14 protein-coding genes are annotated in these 14,795 nt (G+C 71.4%); 7 read left to right on the forward strand and 7 right to left on the reverse strand.

Features of this window, described 5'->3' with window-relative positions; genetic code table 11:
- Positions 1-8: 8 nt before the first annotated feature.
- The 3 genes from ON759_RS00395 to ON759_RS00405 form a co-directional block, all read right to left on the reverse strand.
- The gene (locus ON759_RS00395; RefSeq protein ID WP_271678381.1) at positions 9-1,451 is read right to left on the reverse strand and encodes an efflux transporter outer membrane subunit; all 1,443 of its coding nucleotides are present in this window, start codon (positions 1,449-1,451) and stop codon (positions 9-11) included.
- 3 nt (positions 1,452-1,454) lie between these two features.
- Entirely contained in the window at positions 1,455-1,913 is a 459-nt protein-coding gene (locus ON759_RS00400) for a MarR family winged helix-turn-helix transcriptional regulator (protein WP_271678382.1), read from the reverse strand.
- 67 nt (positions 1,914-1,980) lie between these two features.
- Positions 1,981-2,769 (reverse strand): cytochrome C assembly family protein, encoded by a 789-nt coding sequence (locus ON759_RS00405; RefSeq protein WP_271678383.1) that lies wholly within the window; start codon positions 2,767-2,769, stop codon positions 1,981-1,983.
- A gap of 77 nt (positions 2,770-2,846) precedes the next feature.
- Here ON759_RS00405 and ffh point away from each other — a divergent pair, with 77 nt between their 5' ends.
- From ffh to ON759_RS00440, 7 genes are all read left to right on the forward strand, one after another.
- On the forward strand, positions 2,847-4,220 hold the full coding sequence (ffh, locus tag ON759_RS00410; RefSeq protein WP_271678384.1) for a signal recognition particle protein: 1,374 nt from the start codon (positions 2,847-2,849) through the stop codon (positions 4,218-4,220).
- 115 nt (positions 4,221-4,335) lie between these two features.
- Positions 4,336-4,584, forward strand: coding sequence for a 30S ribosomal protein S16 (gene rpsP, locus ON759_RS00415; protein ID WP_271678385.1), 249 nt, complete (start codon positions 4,336-4,338; stop codon positions 4,582-4,584).
- Between the two features lie 37 nt (positions 4,585-4,621).
- Positions 4,622-5,143: a ribosome maturation factor RimM gene (gene rimM / locus ON759_RS00420; RefSeq protein ID WP_271678386.1), complete on the forward strand. Its 522-nt coding sequence runs from the start codon at positions 4,622-4,624 to the stop codon at positions 5,141-5,143.
- An 8-nt stretch (positions 5,144-5,151) separates the two neighbouring features.
- Positions 5,152-5,922, forward strand: coding sequence for a tRNA (guanosine(37)-N1)-methyltransferase TrmD (gene trmD, locus ON759_RS00425; RefSeq protein ID WP_271678387.1), 771 nt, complete (start codon positions 5,152-5,154; stop codon positions 5,920-5,922).
- Positions 5,923-6,121: 199 nt separating this feature from the next.
- On the forward strand, positions 6,122-6,550 hold the full coding sequence (rplS, locus tag ON759_RS00430; RefSeq protein WP_271678388.1) for a 50S ribosomal protein L19: 429 nt from the start codon (positions 6,122-6,124) through the stop codon (positions 6,548-6,550).
- 65 nt (positions 6,551-6,615) lie between these two features.
- Positions 6,616-7,023, forward strand: coding sequence for an RNA-binding S4 domain-containing protein (locus ON759_RS00435; protein WP_271678389.1), 408 nt, complete (start codon positions 6,616-6,618; stop codon positions 7,021-7,023).
- An 85-nt stretch (positions 7,024-7,108) separates the two neighbouring features.
- Entirely contained in the window at positions 7,109-7,801 is a 693-nt protein-coding gene (locus ON759_RS00440) for a peptidoglycan-binding protein (RefSeq protein ID WP_271678390.1), read from the forward strand.
- 65 nt (positions 7,802-7,866) lie between these two features.
- On the opposite strand, the gene katG is transcribed toward ON759_RS00440, so the two are convergent.
- The 4 genes from katG to ON759_RS00460 form a co-directional block, all read right to left on the reverse strand.
- Positions 7,867-10,101 carry a catalase/peroxidase HPI gene (katG, locus tag ON759_RS00445; RefSeq protein ID WP_271678997.1) on the reverse strand — a complete coding sequence of 745 codons (2,235 nt, stop codon included), beginning with the start codon at positions 10,099-10,101 and terminating at the stop codon, positions 7,867-7,869.
- A gap of 106 nt (positions 10,102-10,207) precedes the next feature.
- A complete protein-coding gene (locus tag ON759_RS00450; RefSeq protein ID WP_271678391.1) occupies positions 10,208-10,819 on the reverse strand; it encodes a DUF937 domain-containing protein in 612 nt (203 codons plus the stop codon).
- Positions 10,820-10,908: 89 nt separating this feature from the next.
- Positions 10,909-13,446 carry a DNA mismatch repair protein MutS gene (gene mutS / locus ON759_RS00455; protein WP_271678392.1) on the reverse strand — a complete coding sequence of 846 codons (2,538 nt, stop codon included), beginning with the start codon at positions 13,444-13,446 and terminating at the stop codon, positions 10,909-10,911.
- A gap of 183 nt (positions 13,447-13,629) precedes the next feature.
- Entirely contained in the window at positions 13,630-14,745 is a 1,116-nt protein-coding gene (locus tag ON759_RS00460) for a BamA/TamA family outer membrane protein (RefSeq protein WP_271678393.1), read from the reverse strand.
- Positions 14,746-14,795: the final 50 nt, after the last annotated feature.

Raw genomic sequence — 14,795 nt, forward strand, 5'->3', positions numbered from 1 at the left:
GGGGGCGATTACCGGGAGGCGAGGGGAGTGCCGGGGGCGAGGTCAATGCCCCCGCCCAGGGCTTGTTCAAGGTCGACGGCGGCAATCCGCCGCTGCGCCACGAGGGCGGCCAGTTGCTGGTCGAGTTGCAGCAGCGGCTTCTGCGCGGCAAGCACCTCGAGCTGGGTGGCCAGGCCGGCGCGCTGCCGCTGCATCACCAGCGCATGCGCTTGCGCGGCACTGGCGCGTGCCGCCTGCGTGCTGGCGATCTGCGCGTCCAGCGCGCGCCCGGCCTGCACCGCATCGGCGACCTGGTGGATGGCGTCCAGCAGGGCCTGGTCGTAACTGGCCACCGCGAGGTCGTAGTCGGCGTCGCTGGCGCGCAGCTGCGCCTGCAGGCGACCGCCCTCGAAGATCGGCAGGCTCAGGGCCGGCCCGCCGTTCAGCAGCAGCGACTGGCTGGAGAACAGGTCGCCGAGGTTGCCGGCGGCCAGTCCCGCCATCGCCGCCAGGTTGATGGTCGGGTAGAACGCGGCCTTGCTGGCGTCGATGCCGTGGCGCGCAGCCTCCACCCGCCAGCGTGCGGCGACGATGTCGGCGCGGCGTGCGAGCAGGTCGCTGGGCAGCGTGGACGGGATCGCGAGGTCCGGCGTGGCCAGGCGCGGCGGCACGAGCGCACGGGCGCGATCCGGGCCGGCGCCGGCGAGCGCGGCGAGCGCATTGCCCAGCGCATCGATCTGCTGGCGCGCGGCCTCCGCCTGCTGGCGCGCGGCCTGCGCGGCGCTGCGGTTCTGGTTGAGCGCGATGGTGTTGTCCAGGCCGGCGCGGATGCGCTGCTGGTTGAGGGCGACCAGCGCGTCGGCGCGCGCGGCATCGGCCTCGGCGGCGGCCAGCGCGTCGTGCGCCTGCGCCAGGGCGACGTAGGTGCGGACGACGTTGGCGGCGAGCGCGACGCGTGCGGCCTGCGCGTCCACCTCGGCGGCGCGGGCGTTGCCGACCGCGGCTTCCCAGCGTGAACGCGAGGCGCCCCAGATGTCGGGATTCCAGGCGAAGCTCAGGGTCAGCAGGTCGGCCACGCTGAAGTGGCCGCCGAGGTCCGGACCCGCCAGCGACTCCGGCAGTTGCAGGCCCAGCACCTGCGCACCGGCGCCGAGGGTCGGCTTGCGCGCAGCATCGGCGACGCCGGCCTGCGCGGAGGCCTTGCGTGCACGCGCATCGGCCGCGGCGAGCGAGGGCGCGCCGGCGAGCGCCTCGTCGACCAGCGCATCCAGTTGCGGATCGCCGAACGCGGTCCACCAGCGCTGGTCCGGCCATGCGGTCGCGGAGACCGACGCCTCGGCAAGGGAGGTCGCAGCCTGCAGGCTGGCGGCCTCGCGCGGCGTCGATTGCGGTGCGATCCCGGCGGTGGAGGCGCAACCGGCCAGGAACACTGCGGCGGCCAGCAGGCTGGCACGCGGGAGGCGAGGGGACATGGCTCAGTCCTCGGACAAGAGGTTGTCGCGCACTTGTTCGACCAGGCGGGTCAGCTGGGCGCGCGTGGCGTCGTCCATCCCACGCAGCGCACGGGCGCGGACCCGTTGCCCGCATTGGTCGATGTCGCGCCACATCGCGGTGCCGGCGTCGGTGAGGTGGATGTGGACCGCGCGACGGTCGGCCGGGTCGGCGAGTCGCGCCAGGATCCCGCGCGCTTCGAGCTTGTCGAGCAGGCGGGTCATCGCTCCCGGGTTGAGGTCGGCGGCGCGGGCGAGGTCGGTCACGCCGGCCGGGCCGGCCGACAGCCGCTTCAGGGTGATGAACTGGCTGAAGTTGAGCTCATGCCCGGCGGCGGCGAGCTCGCGTTCCATCCGTGCCCACATGGCGTCGCGGGCCTGGCGGAACAGCAGGCCGAGGGCGGAGCCGGTGCAGGCTTCGGCAGGGGTGGCGTGGGTGATCATGGGCCGGCATATTGCGAGCCCATGCAATATTTGTCAATGCAAATATCGCCGTTGCAAACGTATTCCGTCAGCCGGGGCGCTGCAGGACCAGTTCCAGCACGAACTTGCTGCCGAAGAAGGCCAGCACCAGCAGGGCCATCGCGCCCAGGGTCCAGCGCACCGCGGTCGCGCCGCGCCAACCGCGGCGCCAGCGCCCGAGCAGCAACGCACCGAAGGCCAGCCACGACAGCAGGCTGAGCACGGTCTTGTGCACCAGGTGCTGCGCGAACAGGTTTTCGACGAACAGCACGCCGGTGAGCAGGGTCGCGGTCAGCAGCGCGAACCCGACCGCGATGCTGCGGAACAGGAGGCTTTCCAGCTCGGTCAGCGGCGGCAGGGCCGCCAGCCAGCGATGGAATTCGCGCCGGCGAAGGGCGCGTTCCTGCAGCATCAGGAACAGGGCCAGCACCGCGGCCAGCGCGAGCGTCGCGTACGCAAGCAAGGCCAGCCACGCATGCAGTTGCAGGCGCCAGTCCAGGGTGCTGGCGGTGTCGGCATGCCCGTATGCGGCGTAGCCCAGCAGGCTGAGCGCCGCGAGCGGGAACACCACGATGCCCAGCGCCGGCATCCGCCCCGATGCCCCGAACGCCGCCGTCAACGCTGCCATGCCGATGCCGGTCAGCGACAGCGCGGCGAAGAAATGCATGTCCGGGCCCTGCAGCAGGCGCCATGCCTCGACGTGCGTTTCGGCATGGAACAGCACCGCCAGCAGCGACACCGGGATCCAGCCGCGGCCGTGCGAACCCGCGGCGGCACCGCGCCACAGCAGGGCGGTGGCGGCGAGGTACAGGACGATCGCGATCGCGGGCATCAGCATCCGCGGAAGTGTCGCACAGCCGGTGCGCGCGGCGCGGCCGGTATACTGCGCGGCCCTCGTCCCCACGCCGCCCCGCCATGTTCGAATCCCTGACCCAGCGCCTGTCCGGCACCATCGAGCGCCTGCGCGGGCGCGGCCGGCTGACCGAGTCCAACATCAGCGAGGCGGTGCGCGAGGTGCGGATCGCGCTGCTGGAGGCCGACGTGGCGCTGCCGGTGGTGCAGGCGCTGGTCCAGCGCATCAAGGTGCGCGCGGTGGGCCAGGAGGTCATGCGCTCGCTGAGCCCGGGCCAGGTGCTGGTGCGCATCGTGCGCGACGAGCTCGCGGCGGTGATGGGCGCGCAGGCCTCCGACCTCAACCTCAACGTGCCGGCGCCGGCGGTGATCCTGATGGCCGGCCTGCAGGGCGCGGGCAAGACCACCACCGTGGGCAAGCTCGCCAAGCACCTGAAGGACAAGCGCAAGAAGAAGGTCATGGTGGTCTCGGCCGACGTCTACCGGCCGGCCGCGATCGAGCAGCTGCAGACCCTGGCCGGGCAGGTCGGGGCCGTGTTCTTCCCGTCCGACGCCGCGCAGAAGCCCGAGGCGATCGTCAAGGCGGCAATCGCCGAGGCGCGCAAGACCTTCGTCGACGTGCTGATCGTCGACACCGCCGGCCGCACCAGCATCGACGACGCGATGATGGCCGAGATCAAGGCGCTGCACGGCGCGGTGGACCCGGTCGAGACCCTGTTCGTGGTCGACTCGATGACCGGCCAGGACGCCGCGGTGACCGCCAAGCACTTCGGCGAGGCGTTGCCGCTGACCGGCGTGGTGCTGACCAAGACCGATGGCGACGCCCGCGGCGGCGCGGCGCTGTCGGTGCGCTACATCACCGGCAAGCCGATCAAGTTCGTCGGCGTGGGCGAGAAGCCCGATGGCCTGGACGTGTTCCATCCGGAGCGCGCCGCCGGCCGCATCCTCGACATGGGCGACGTGCTGTCCCTTGTCGAGCAGGTCGAGGCCCAGGTCGACAAGGACAAGGCGCAGAAGCTCGCCGAGAAGGTCGCCAAGGGCAAGAAGTTCGACCTCAACGACATGCGCGACCAGCTCGAGCAGATGCAGGCCATGGGCGGCCTGCATGGCCTGATGGACAAACTGCCCGGCGTCGGCCAGCTGCCGGAGGCGGTGAAGCAGCAGGTCACCGGCCGCGAGGTGCCGCGGATGATCGCGATCATCAATTCGATGACCAAGAAGGAACGCCGTAACCCCGACCTGCTGAACGGCTCGCGGCGCGCGCGGGTGGCCCGTGGCGCCGGCCTGACCCCGGCCGACGTCAACAAGGTGCTCAAGCAGTACCAGCAGATGGAGAAGATGATGGGCAAGCTGGGCCGCGGCGGCATGAAGGGCATGATGCGCGGGCTGAGCGGGATGATGGGCGGTCGCGGCGGGATGATGCCGCCGATGCGCTGACCGGCGCGCGACTCGGCGGCGCCGACTCGGCCCGAGTTTCCTTCGCCCATTCAAGGCGTTATACTTGCCGGCTTACCCGGCCATTCCGGCCGCTGGGCACCACCGAGAAACCGCAATGGTCAAGATCCGCCTTACCCGTGGCGGCGCCAAGAAGCGCCCCTTCTACCACATCATCGTCACCGACAGCCGCAGCGCGCGCGACGGCCGCAACATCGAGCGCGTGGGGTTCTACAACCCGGTCGCGCAGGGCGCCGAGAAGCGCGTGGAGCTGGACGTCGAGCGCGTGAAGTACTGGGTCGACAACGGCGCGCAGCTGACCGACAAGGTCGCCGACCTGTACAAGGCCGCCGCGAAGGCTGCCTGATGCCGCAGCCGCCCGTGAACCGGGTGGCGCTGCTTGCATGAACGCACCGGACGCCCGCCAACGGATGATCGCCGTGGGCAGGTTGCACGGTGCGTTCGGCGTTCGTGGGGAAGTGAAGCTTGAAAGCTTCACCGACCCGCTGCAGGCGATCGCCCGCTACCAGCCGTGGGTGCTGCGCGATGCGCGCGGCGGCGAGCGCGCCTGCGAGGGCGCCAAGGTCCGCGCCGGCGGCAAGGGCCTGATCGCGACCCTGCCCGGGATCGCGGACAAGGACGCCGCCGACGCCTTGCGCGGGACCGAAGTGCTGGTGCCGCGCTCGGCGCTGCCGCCGCCCGCGCCGGGCGAGTACTACTGGGTCGACCTCGAGGGCCTGCGCGTGGTGAACGCCGAGGGCGTGGACTTCGGCCGCGTGTCGCACCTGTTCGCGACCGGCGCCAATGACGTGCTGGTGGTGCAGGGCGAGCGCGAGCGCATGCTGCCGTTCGTGCAGCCCGACGTGGTGCGCGCGGTCGATTTCGACGCTGGCGTGGTCACGGTCGATTGGGACGCGGATTTCTGAGCCGGGCGATGCGCTTCGACATCGTCAGCCTGTTCCCGGATTTCGTCGCCCAGCTCGCCGCCCACGGGGTGGTGGGGCGCGCCGGCGAGCGCGGCCTGCTGTCCATCCATGGCTGGAACCCCCGCGACCATGCGGAGGGTGGCTATCGCCGAGTGGACGATCGTCCGTTCGGCGGCGGACCGGGCATGGTGATGCTGATCGACCCGCTCCAGGCCGCCTTGCAGGCCGCCCGCGCCGCGGACCCGGCGCCGGTGCGCACGATCTACCTCAGCCCGCAGGGCGCGCGCCTGACCCAGGCCAAGGTCCGCGAGCTGGCGGCGTTGCCGCGGCTGTTGCTGCTGTGCGGCCGCTACGAAGGGGTCGACGAGCGCCTGCTGCAGGCGGAGGTCGACGAGGAGCTGTCGATCGGCGACTACGTGCTGTCCGGCGGCGAGCTGGCCGCCGCGGTGGTGGTCGATGCCGTGGCCCGGCTGCTCGACGGTGCGCTCGGCGATGCCGAATCGGCGGTGCAGGACAGCTTCGAGGGCGATGGCCTGCTGGACTGCCCGCATTACACCCGGCCGGTCGAACATGCCCTGGGTCCGGTGCCGTCGGTCCTGCTCTCCGGCAACCATGCCGGGATCGCCCGCTGGCGCCGCCAGCAGTCGCTGGGCCGGACTTGGCTGCGGCGGCCGGACCTGCTGGACGAGGCGGCGTTGTCCAAGGCCGACCGCAGCCTGCTGGCCGACTTCAAGACGCGCTACCTGCAGGCCCTGGACGAGCCGGACGGCGACGCCTGAGCGGGCCCGCCGGGTCGCCGGGCACCTGCGGCTAACTCCCTAGCGAACAAGGGAAAAACGCGTCATAATGGCGAGCTGGCCCATCCGGGCTGTTGCACCCGTTCCACCGATGCCATGACGCGGGTCCACGTGCACTCGCGCAACAACGACACCAACAGGCGCGCGCCACAGGCACGCACACGACTCCAAGGTTGATCCCATGAACAAGCCCTCGATCCACACCCTGCTCCAGGAATTCGAAGCCGCCCAGGTTTCGCGCCAGCTGCCCGACTTCGGCCCCGGCGACACCGTCATCGTCAACGTGAAGGTGAAGGAAGGCAACCGCGAGCGCGTCCAGGCCTACGAGGGCGTGGTCATCGGCAAGAAGAACGCCGGCCTGAACTCCTCGTTCACGGTCCGCAAGATCTCGCACGGCTTCGGCGTCGAGCGCGTGTTCCAGACCCACAGCGCCGGCATCGACTCGGTGCAGGTGAAGCGCCGCGGCGACGTGCGCGCCAGCAAGCTGTACTACCTGCGCGGCCTGGAAGGCAAGAAGGCGCGCATCAAGGAAGACCTGGCCGGCAACGCCAAGGCCAAGGCCGCTGCGGCCGCCGCTGCCGCTGCGGCATCCGACGACGCCGCCGAGTAAGGCGCTCGCGCTTTGCACGCTGGACGGCCGCCCCCGGGCGGCCGTCTGCGTTTGGAGGGATCGGGATGACGATCGACGCGACAGCCGCCGCCGGCGTGCGCCTTGACCTGTGGTTGTGGGCGGCGCGCTTCTTCAAGACGCGCGCGCTGGCCAAGCACGCGATCGAGACCGGCAAGGTGGAGATCGGCGGGCAGCGCGCCAAGCCATCGCGCAGCGTGCGCATCGGCGACCTGCTGGTGGTGCAGCGTGGCGAGGAGCGCTTCGAGCTGGAAGCGGTCGCGCTGAGCGACATGCGCGGGCCGGCGAGCGTCGCGCAAGCGCTGTATCGCGAATCCGAGGCATCGAAACTGGCGCGTGAGCAGGCGCGGGCACTGCGTGCGGCGGAACGCGCCGGCTTCCGCCCGCCGGACAGCAAGCCCGACAAGCGCGCGCGCCGACTGATCCGCGCGCTGGGCGACATCGACGCGCTTTAGCAACGTCCGGCCTATCCCGGACGGCCGATTGCCGGTCCATCGGCGCCTGCCGACACTGGCGCAGCACGAAACGCCTGGAGCGCGCATGCGTACGCTGCGCCGCGGAAGCCGCGGCATCGATGTCGAGTTCATGCAACGCCTGCTGGTGCGCGCGGACGTGCGCGAGCACGCCGACGCCCCGTACTTCGGCAGCAGTGGCCGGTTCGACGAGGAGTGCGATCGCGCGATCCGGCTGTTCCAGCGCCGGCACGCGGGACTGGTCGTGGACGGCATCGTCGGGCCGCAGACCTGGAGCGCGCTGGGCTTGCGCAGCCATCGCGAGCACCCGATCCAGCGCTACGGGCAGCCAACCGGCATGAGTTGCTGGTCGGCGGCGGCGACGATGATCCTGGGCCGCAACATGAGTGTCGGCACCGGTGGCGCGACCCTCGGTCCGACCGGCGGGCTGGATGCCGATCACGACAACATCGAGGCCTTCGGCCGCGCCCTCGGCTGGCGGATGCCGGACCACTCCCCCGACGTGCGCGAACTGGTCGGGATGCTGGTCGCATCGCCGCTCTGGATCGGCTTGCAGCATGCCAGCGGCCGCCATGCGGTGGTGCTCAGCGGGGTCTACAGCGATGGCGATCCCTCGGGGCAGGGCACGATGGTGCGCATCCACGATCCGTGGCCGCCCGGACGCGGCGCGGTGTACGGCAGCTTCGCCAACCCGGTGATCCTGCGCGACGGCACCTTCCGCGCGGTGGCGTCGCTGGAGTACCTGTTGATCCCGAACTGAAGCCGGCGAGCGCGGACAAACGAACGGCCGCAGCAGCGGCCGTTCGCCCGGTGGAGCCCAGGGGCTTACGCGAGGTCGAAGCGATCCAGGTCCATCACCTTGGCCCAGGCCGCGGCGAAGTCGCGCGCGAACTTCTCGCGCCCGTCGTCGGCGGCGTAAACCTCGGCGAGGGCACGCAGCACCGAGTTGGAACCGAACACCAGGTCGACGCGGGTCGCGGTCCACTTCTGCGCGCCGGTCCTGCGACAGCGGCCGGCGTAGCGGTTGCGCCCAGTCGGCGTCCACTCGGTGGACATGTCCAGCAGGTTCACGAAGAAGTCGTTGCCGAGCACGCCGACCCGGTCGGTGAACACGCCATCCGACGAGCCGCCGGTGTTCGCGCCGAGCACGCGCAGGCCGCCGACCAGTGCGGTCATTTCCGGCGCGGTGAGGGTGAGCAGTTGCGCGCGGTCGACCAGCAGGTGTTCCGCCGGGATGTCGGACGGTCCCTTGAGGAAGTTGCGGAAGCCGTCGGCGAAGGGTTCCATCGGCGCGAACGAGGCCACGTCGGTCTGTGCCTGCGTGGCATCGGTGCGGCCCGGATGGAAGGGCACGTCGAGGTGGATGCCGGCGTCGGCCGCGGCCTTCTCCACCGCGGCGGTGCCGCCCAGCACGATCAGGTCCGCCAGCGACACGTGCTTGCCGCCGGCGCTGCCGTTGAAGCCGGCCTGCACGCCTTCGAGCACGGCGAGCACCTTCGCCAGCCGCGCCGGGTCGTTCGCCGCCCAGTCCTTCTGCGGTGCGAGGCGCACGCGCGCGCCGTTGGCGCCGCCGCGCTTGTCGCCGCCGCGGAAGGTCGAGGCCGAGGCCCAGGCCGCGAACACCAGGTCGGGGACCGATGCGCCGCTGTCGAGGATCGTGGCCTTGAGCGCCGCGATGTCCGCGGCGTCGATCGGGGTGCCGGTGGGCTCCGGCAGCGGATCCTGCCAGGCCAGGTCTTCCGCCGGCACCTCGGGCCCGAGGTAGCGCGCCTTCGGCCCCATGTCGCGGTGGGTGAGTTTGAACCAGGCCCGCGCGTAGGCATCGCTGAAGGCGTCGAAATCAGCGAGGAAGCGCCGCGAGATCTTCTCGTAGGCGGGATCGAAGCGCAGCGACAGGTCGGTGGTCAGCATCGTCGGGCGATGCTTCTTCGCGGGATCGAAGGCGTCCGGGATGATCGCCTCGGCATCCTTCGCCACCCACTGGTGGGCGCCGGCCGGGCTCTTGGTGAGTTCCCACTCGAAGCCGAACAGGTTCTCGAAGAAGTTGTTGCTCCACTGCGTCGGGGTCTTGGTCCAGGTGACCTCCAGGCCGCTGGTGATGGCGTCGCCGCCCTTGCCGCTGCCGTGCCGGTTGTGCCAGCCGAAGCCCTGCAATTCGAGGTCGGCCGCTTCGGGCTCCGCGCCGACGTTGTCCGCCGGCGCCGCGCCGTGGCACTTGCCCATGCTGTGGCCGCCGGCGATCAGCGCCACGGTTTCCTCGTCGTCCATCGCCATGCGGGCGAAGGTCTCGCGGATGTCCCGGGCCGCGGCGACCGGGTCCGGGTTGCCGTCCGGGCCTTCCGGGTTCACGTAGATCAGGCCCATCTGCACCGCGGCCAGCGGGTTCTCGAGGTCGCGGGTATGCGGCACCTGGCTGTCGTCGTCCTTGACCAGCACGCCATGGGCGTCCGGCACGCCGGGCGAGCCGCGGGAATAACGTTCGTCGCCGCCCAGCCACTTGGTCTCGCGGCCCCAGTAGACGTCGAGGTCGGGTTCCCAGGTGTCCTCGCGACCGCCGGCGAAGCCGAAGGTCTTGAAGCCCATGGTCTCCAGCGCGACATTGCCGGCCAGGATCATCAGGTCGGCCCAGGAGATCTTCTGCCCGTACTTCTGCTTGATCGGCCACAGCAGGCGCCGGGCCTTGTCCAGGCTGACGTTGTCCGGCCAGCTATTGAGCGGGGCGAAGCGTTGCTGGCCACGACCGCCGCCGCCGCGACCGTCGCCGACGCGGTAGGTGCCGGCGCTGTGCCAGGCCATGCGCACGAACAGGCCGCCGTAGTGGCCGAAATCGGCCGGCCACCAGTCCTGCGAATCGGTCATCAGCGCCGCGAGGTCGCGCTTCAACGCCTGGTAATCCAGGGTCTTGAACGCTTCCGCGTAGTTGAAGCTCGCCCCGAGCGGATTCGACCGCTCCGAGTGCTGGTTGAGCAGGTCCAACCGCAACTGGTGGGGCCACCAGTCCTTGTTGCTGGTACCGCCGCCGGCGGCGCTATGGAACGGGCATTTCGCTTCGGTGGACATCGCGGGGACCTCGAGCACTGGGGTTCCGTCACTCTAGGTAGCGATGATCGAAAGTGAAAATCGAATGATCCGAACCGATTGATAGCAATAGGCTATCGCTTGGCGATCAGCGGCCACCGCCCAGCCAGGAACTGCCGAGTTTCAGCACGTCGCCCAAGCCAAGCGCGCCATCCCCGTCCTGGTCGAGCACCGCGCCCAGCAAGCCGCCGCCGAGTCCACCGGCCTGCCGCACCTGTGCATGTTCCTGCCCGAGCAGGTCGCCGAGCGCCTGCGGGGACGCTTCGCCGTCGCCGCCGAACATGCGCTTGGCGAGGTAGGCCATCACGATCGGCGCGAGGATCTTGAGCAGCAGCTGTGCCTTGTCGTCGCCCAGGCCGGTCGCCTGTCCAAGCCCCGCCTGCGCGCGCGGCAACTGGCCGCCGAAGATGTGGCCGAGTTGCCCGAGTCCGTCGGTCTGGCGATCCTGCTGGCCGCCGAGGACAGCCCCGAGGATGTCGCCCAGGCCGCCGGCGCCGGCATGGTCGCGCCCGAGCGCGCCCAGCAGCGCCTCGGCGCCCTGCGGCTGCGCGGTGTTGCGGCCCATCGCCCCGAGGATCATCGGCAGCGCGGCGGCCACTGCCCCCGCCGTTTGCGCCTGCCCGGCGCCGAGTTGGCCGGCGATCTGCTGCAGGGCCGGGCCCGAAAGTTGGGAGAACAGGTCGTCGGTCAGGCTGGTCATGGCGTCTTCCTCGGGGTCGGGCGAGGCCCGGAACCACCACGTTAGCAGGGTGGCGGCCAATCGCCCGGCCGGCGCCGGATCGCCCTAGCTCAGGCCAGCGCTTTCAACCGGTACAGCGCTTCCAGCGCCTGCTTGGGCGTGAGGTCGTCCGGGTCCAGCGCGGCCAGGGCTTCGATCGCGGCACTGGCGGGCGCGAACAGGCCGAACTGCTGCGGCTGGTCCAGCGCGGGCGCGCTCATCGGCACCGTCGGTGCATCGCGGCCTTGCGCTTCCAGTTCCGCCAGCCGCGCGCGCGCCTGCTGCAGGGCGGCCTTGGGCAAGCCGGCGAGGGCCGCCACCTGCAGCCCGAAGCTGCGGTTCGCCGGCCCCGGCCGCACCGCGTGCATGAACACCAGCGCGTCGCCGTGCTCGACCGCATCCAGATGCAGGTTGGCGATGCCGCTCCCGGGTTCGGCCAGCGCGGTGAGCTCGAAGTAGTGCGTCGCGAACAGGGTGTAGCTGCGGTTCGCCGAGGCAAGCTGCCGCGCCACCGCATCCGCCAGCGCGAGGCCGTCGTACGTGGACGTGCCGCGCCCGATCTCGTCCATCAGCACCAGCGAGTGCTCGGTGGCGTGGTGGAGGATGTAGGCGGTCTCGCTCATCTCGACCATGAAGGTCGACTGCCCGCGCGCGAGGTCGTCGCCGGCGCCGATGCGGGTCAGGATGCGGTCGATCGGGCCGAGCTCGGCCCTGGCCGCCGGCACGAAGCTGCCGATGCAGGCCAGCAGCACGATCAGCGCGTTCTGGCGCATGAAGGTGCTCTTGCCGCCCATGTTCGGGCCGGTGATCACGTACATCCGGGTGTCGCCGTCGAACACCAGGTCGTTCGGTTCGAACGGCGCGTCGCGCAGCGCCTCGACCACCGGGTGGCGCCCGCGCTCGATGACGATGCCGGGCGCGTCGCGCAGCAGCGGACGCGTCCAGTCGAGCGCCTGCGCGCGTTCGGCGAAGCCGGCCAGCACGTCCAGCTCGCTGAGTGCGAGCGCGCAGCGGCGCAGCGGTTCCAGCACCTCGTTGAGCAGGTCGAGCACGCCCTCGTACAGCAGTTTCTCGCGCGCCAGCGCACGCTCGCGCGCCGACAGCACCTTGTCCTCGAACGCCTTCAGTTCCTCGGTGATGTAGCGCTCCGCGCCGGTCAGGGTCTGCCGGCGGGTGTAGTGCACGGGCGCCTTGTCGCTCTGGCCCTTGCTGATCTCGATGAAGTAGCCATGCACGCGGTTGTAGCCGACCTTGAGGTTGGCGATGCCGGTGGCCTCGCGTTCGCGCGCCTCCAGGTCGACCAGGAACTGGTCGGCGTTCGTGCTGAGCACGCGCAATTCGTCCAGCTCGGCGTCGTAGCCCTCGGCGATGACGCCACCGTCGCGGGCCAGCAGCGGCGGCTGCGCCACGATCGCGGCGCGCAGGACGCGCGCGGTGGCTTCGTGTTCGCCGAGTTCGTCGCGGAGGGTCTGCAGGCGCGGCGAGTCCAGCGGGGCCAGGATCGTGCGGATCGGCGGCAGCATCGACAGACCGTCGCGCAGGGTGGACAGGTCGCGCGGGCGCGCGCTGCGCAGGGCCACCCGCGACAGGATCCGTTCCATGTCGCCGAGGCCGCGGAAGGCCTCGCGCAGCAACTCGTCGGCGTGGTGCTCGATCAGCGCCTGCACCGCGTGGTGGCGCTGGCCGACCACATTGCGATCGCGCAGCGGGCGATGCAGCCAGCGCCGCAGCAGGCGCCCGCCCATCGGCGAGACGGTCGAATCCAGCACGCCGAGCAGGGTGGCCTTGAGGTCGCCGTCGACCCGCGAATCCAGTTCGAGGTGGCGGCGCGTCGCCGCGTTCATCGCCACCGCGTCGTCGCTGGTTTCCAGCGCGATGCTGCGCAGGTGCGGCAGCCGCTGCTTCTGGGTTTCCTCGACGTAGCCGAGCAGGGCCGCGGCCGCGGCGACCGCGCGTGGCTTGCCCTCCAGGCCGAACGCACCGAGGTCGTGCACGCCGAAGAACTGCAGCAGCTGGCGGCGGCCACTGTCGGCGTCGAACACCCACGGCGGGCGGCGTCGCAACCCGCGCGCTTCCAGCACCGCCGGCGGCCAGCCGTCCTCGTCGGCGACCAGGATCTCTGCGGCCTGCAAGCGGGCCAGCTCGGCGTCCAGCGCATCGTCGCCCTCGACTTCGTTGGCGCGCAGGCGGCCGCTGGCGAGGTCGGCCCAGGCCAGCCCGTAGCCGCCCTTGCCGCGGCTGATCGCCAGCAGCAGGGTGTCGCGGCGTTCGTCCAGCAAGGCTTCGTCGGTGACCGTGCCCGGGGTGACGATGCGCACCACCTTGCGTTCGACCAGCCCCTTGGCCAGCGCCGGGTCGCCGATCTGTTCGCAGATCGCCACCGACTCGCCCAACGCCACCAGGCGCGCCAGGTAGCCCTCGTACGCGTGGTGCGGCACGCCCGCCATCGGGATCGGCTGGCCGGCGGAATTGCCGCGTTGGGTCAGGGTGATGTCGAGCAGGCGCGCGGCCTTGCGTGCGTCGTCGTAGAACAGCTCGTAGAAGTCGCCCATCCGGAAGAACAGCAGCACGTCCGGGTGCTCGGCCTTGGCCGCGAAGAACTGCTTCATCAACGGAGTGTGGTCTTGCTGCTTCACGCCGCTGCGTGTTCCTTCACGTGGCACGGTGGGTCGGGCCGCGCCCTCGGCAGGTCGATGCCGGGCGGGCATGCCGCGGGCGCAAGCGGCCTGCGGGCGGGGATCGCCGGGCATTATGCCGGCATCGCGCGGTGGCGGTCAGCCGGAGGAGGACGCTCAACGCGCCCAGGCGTTGCCGATCTGGATGTAGCCGGCGGTGCCGTCCGGGCCGCGGGCGACGTCCACCCCGAAGGTCAGTCCGAACAGCTTCATGGCCTTGAACCGCACGCCCACGCCACCGGCGGTCACCGACTTGCAGCCGCGGTTGCCATCGCGGGTGGAACAGGCGCGGCCGGCCCCGGCAAACCCGAGCACGTCCCAGCGCTTGCCGGCGGGGTGGCGCAGTTCCAGTTCCGCCGACGCCGCGCGCTCGCCGGCATAGCGCATCTTGGCGACGCCGCGCAGCGCGACATAGGGCCGCAGGTAGAACGGCGCATCGCCGGCGCTCGCCTCGGCGATGGTGCGCATGCCCAGCGTCGCCTTGCCGGGCCCGGCGCGGTAGCCGGCCCAGTCGAGCTTCAGCGACTGCTGCGCGAAGCTGGCGCCCAGCGCGGGCGCATGCACGGTCAGGCCCAGGGTGAGCGACTGGCCGCGCGACGGGGTGAACACGTCGTCGCGGGTGTCGCGCGTCCAGCTCAGCCCGAGGCCGGCGATGTCGGCCTTCCTGGCCTCGCCCGCAAGTTCCGGCGGCAGGCCGAGGTCGAACCCGACTTCGCTGCGCGCGGCGAACACGCGCACGCCCAGGCTGTCGGGCCCGTGGCCCAGGCTGCGTTGTGCCTGCACGCTGAAGCCGAGCATGGCCAGGTCGAAGCCGAGGTCCTGGTCGTCCCGCGGCGAGAGGCCGGCGTACTGCAGGCGGATGTCCGCCTTGCCCGCCACCGCGGTGGTGCGCCAGCGCCCATCGGCCCAGGCGCGATGGTCGAAGGCCGCCACCCCGCGCGATCCGCCGCTGGTCCACAACGCCCCGATGCCGTACGCCTGCGGCTTGCTGGGGCCACTGCCGGCGGCGGGGCCGGCGCGCATCCAGACCGGGCCGGCGAACACGCCGGAGCCGATCGCCGGCTCGGTGATCGGGTAGGGCACCACCAGGAAGCGATCCTCGTCGGCCTTCCCTTCCGCGTCCTCCGCAGCATCCTGCGCGCGCGCATCGGGCGAGGCCGCGATGCTGCCCGCCAGCAGGAGGCCGCAGGCGGTCGGCAGCATCGTGCGGTGTCGGAGGGTGGGCAGGGGCATCGGCGGCATCCCGGGCATGGCTGGCTCGGGCGCACGAGACCACGCGCGCG

The organism is Thermomonas mangrovi, from assembly GCF_028201335.1.
Classification (GTDB): Bacteria; Pseudomonadota; Gammaproteobacteria; order Xanthomonadales; family Xanthomonadaceae; genus Thermomonas; species Thermomonas mangrovi.

Bases quoted from the DNA above. Each gene is read 5' to 3' on its own strand.
- ON759_RS00395 (WP_271678381.1), bottom strand. From the start codon at position 1,451: ATGTCCCCTCGCCTCCCGCGTGCCAGCCTGCTGGCCGCCGCAGTGTTC.
- ON759_RS00400 (WP_271678382.1), bottom strand. From the start codon at position 1,913: ATGATCACCCACGCCACCCCTGCCGAAGCCTGCACCGGCTCCGCCCTC.
- ON759_RS00405 (WP_271678383.1), bottom strand. From the start codon at position 2,769: ATGCTGATGCCCGCGATCGCGATCGTCCTGTACCTCGCCGCCACCGCC.
- ffh (WP_271678384.1), top strand. From the start codon at position 2,847: ATGTTCGAATCCCTGACCCAGCGCCTGTCCGGCACCATCGAGCGCCTG.
- rpsP (WP_271678385.1), top strand. From the start codon at position 4,336: ATGGTCAAGATCCGCCTTACCCGTGGCGGCGCCAAGAAGCGCCCCTTC.
- rimM (WP_271678386.1), top strand. From the start codon at position 4,622: ATGAACGCACCGGACGCCCGCCAACGGATGATCGCCGTGGGCAGGTTG.
- trmD (WP_271678387.1), top strand. From the start codon at position 5,152: ATGCGCTTCGACATCGTCAGCCTGTTCCCGGATTTCGTCGCCCAGCTC.
- rplS (WP_271678388.1), top strand. From the start codon at position 6,122: ATGAACAAGCCCTCGATCCACACCCTGCTCCAGGAATTCGAAGCCGCC.
- ON759_RS00435 (WP_271678389.1), top strand. From the start codon at position 6,616: ATGACGATCGACGCGACAGCCGCCGCCGGCGTGCGCCTTGACCTGTGG.
- ON759_RS00440 (WP_271678390.1), top strand. From the start codon at position 7,109: ATGCGTACGCTGCGCCGCGGAAGCCGCGGCATCGATGTCGAGTTCATG.
- katG (WP_271678997.1), bottom strand. From the start codon at position 10,101: ATGTCCACCGAAGCGAAATGCCCGTTCCATAGCGCCGCCGGCGGCGGT.
- ON759_RS00450 (WP_271678391.1), bottom strand. From the start codon at position 10,819: ATGACCAGCCTGACCGACGACCTGTTCTCCCAACTTTCGGGCCCGGCC.
- mutS (WP_271678392.1), bottom strand. From the start codon at position 13,446: ATGAAGCAGTTCTTCGCGGCCAAGGCCGAGCACCCGGACGTGCTGCTG.
- ON759_RS00460 (WP_271678393.1), bottom strand. From the start codon at position 14,745: ATGCCCCTGCCCACCCTCCGACACCGCACGATGCTGCCGACCGCCTGC.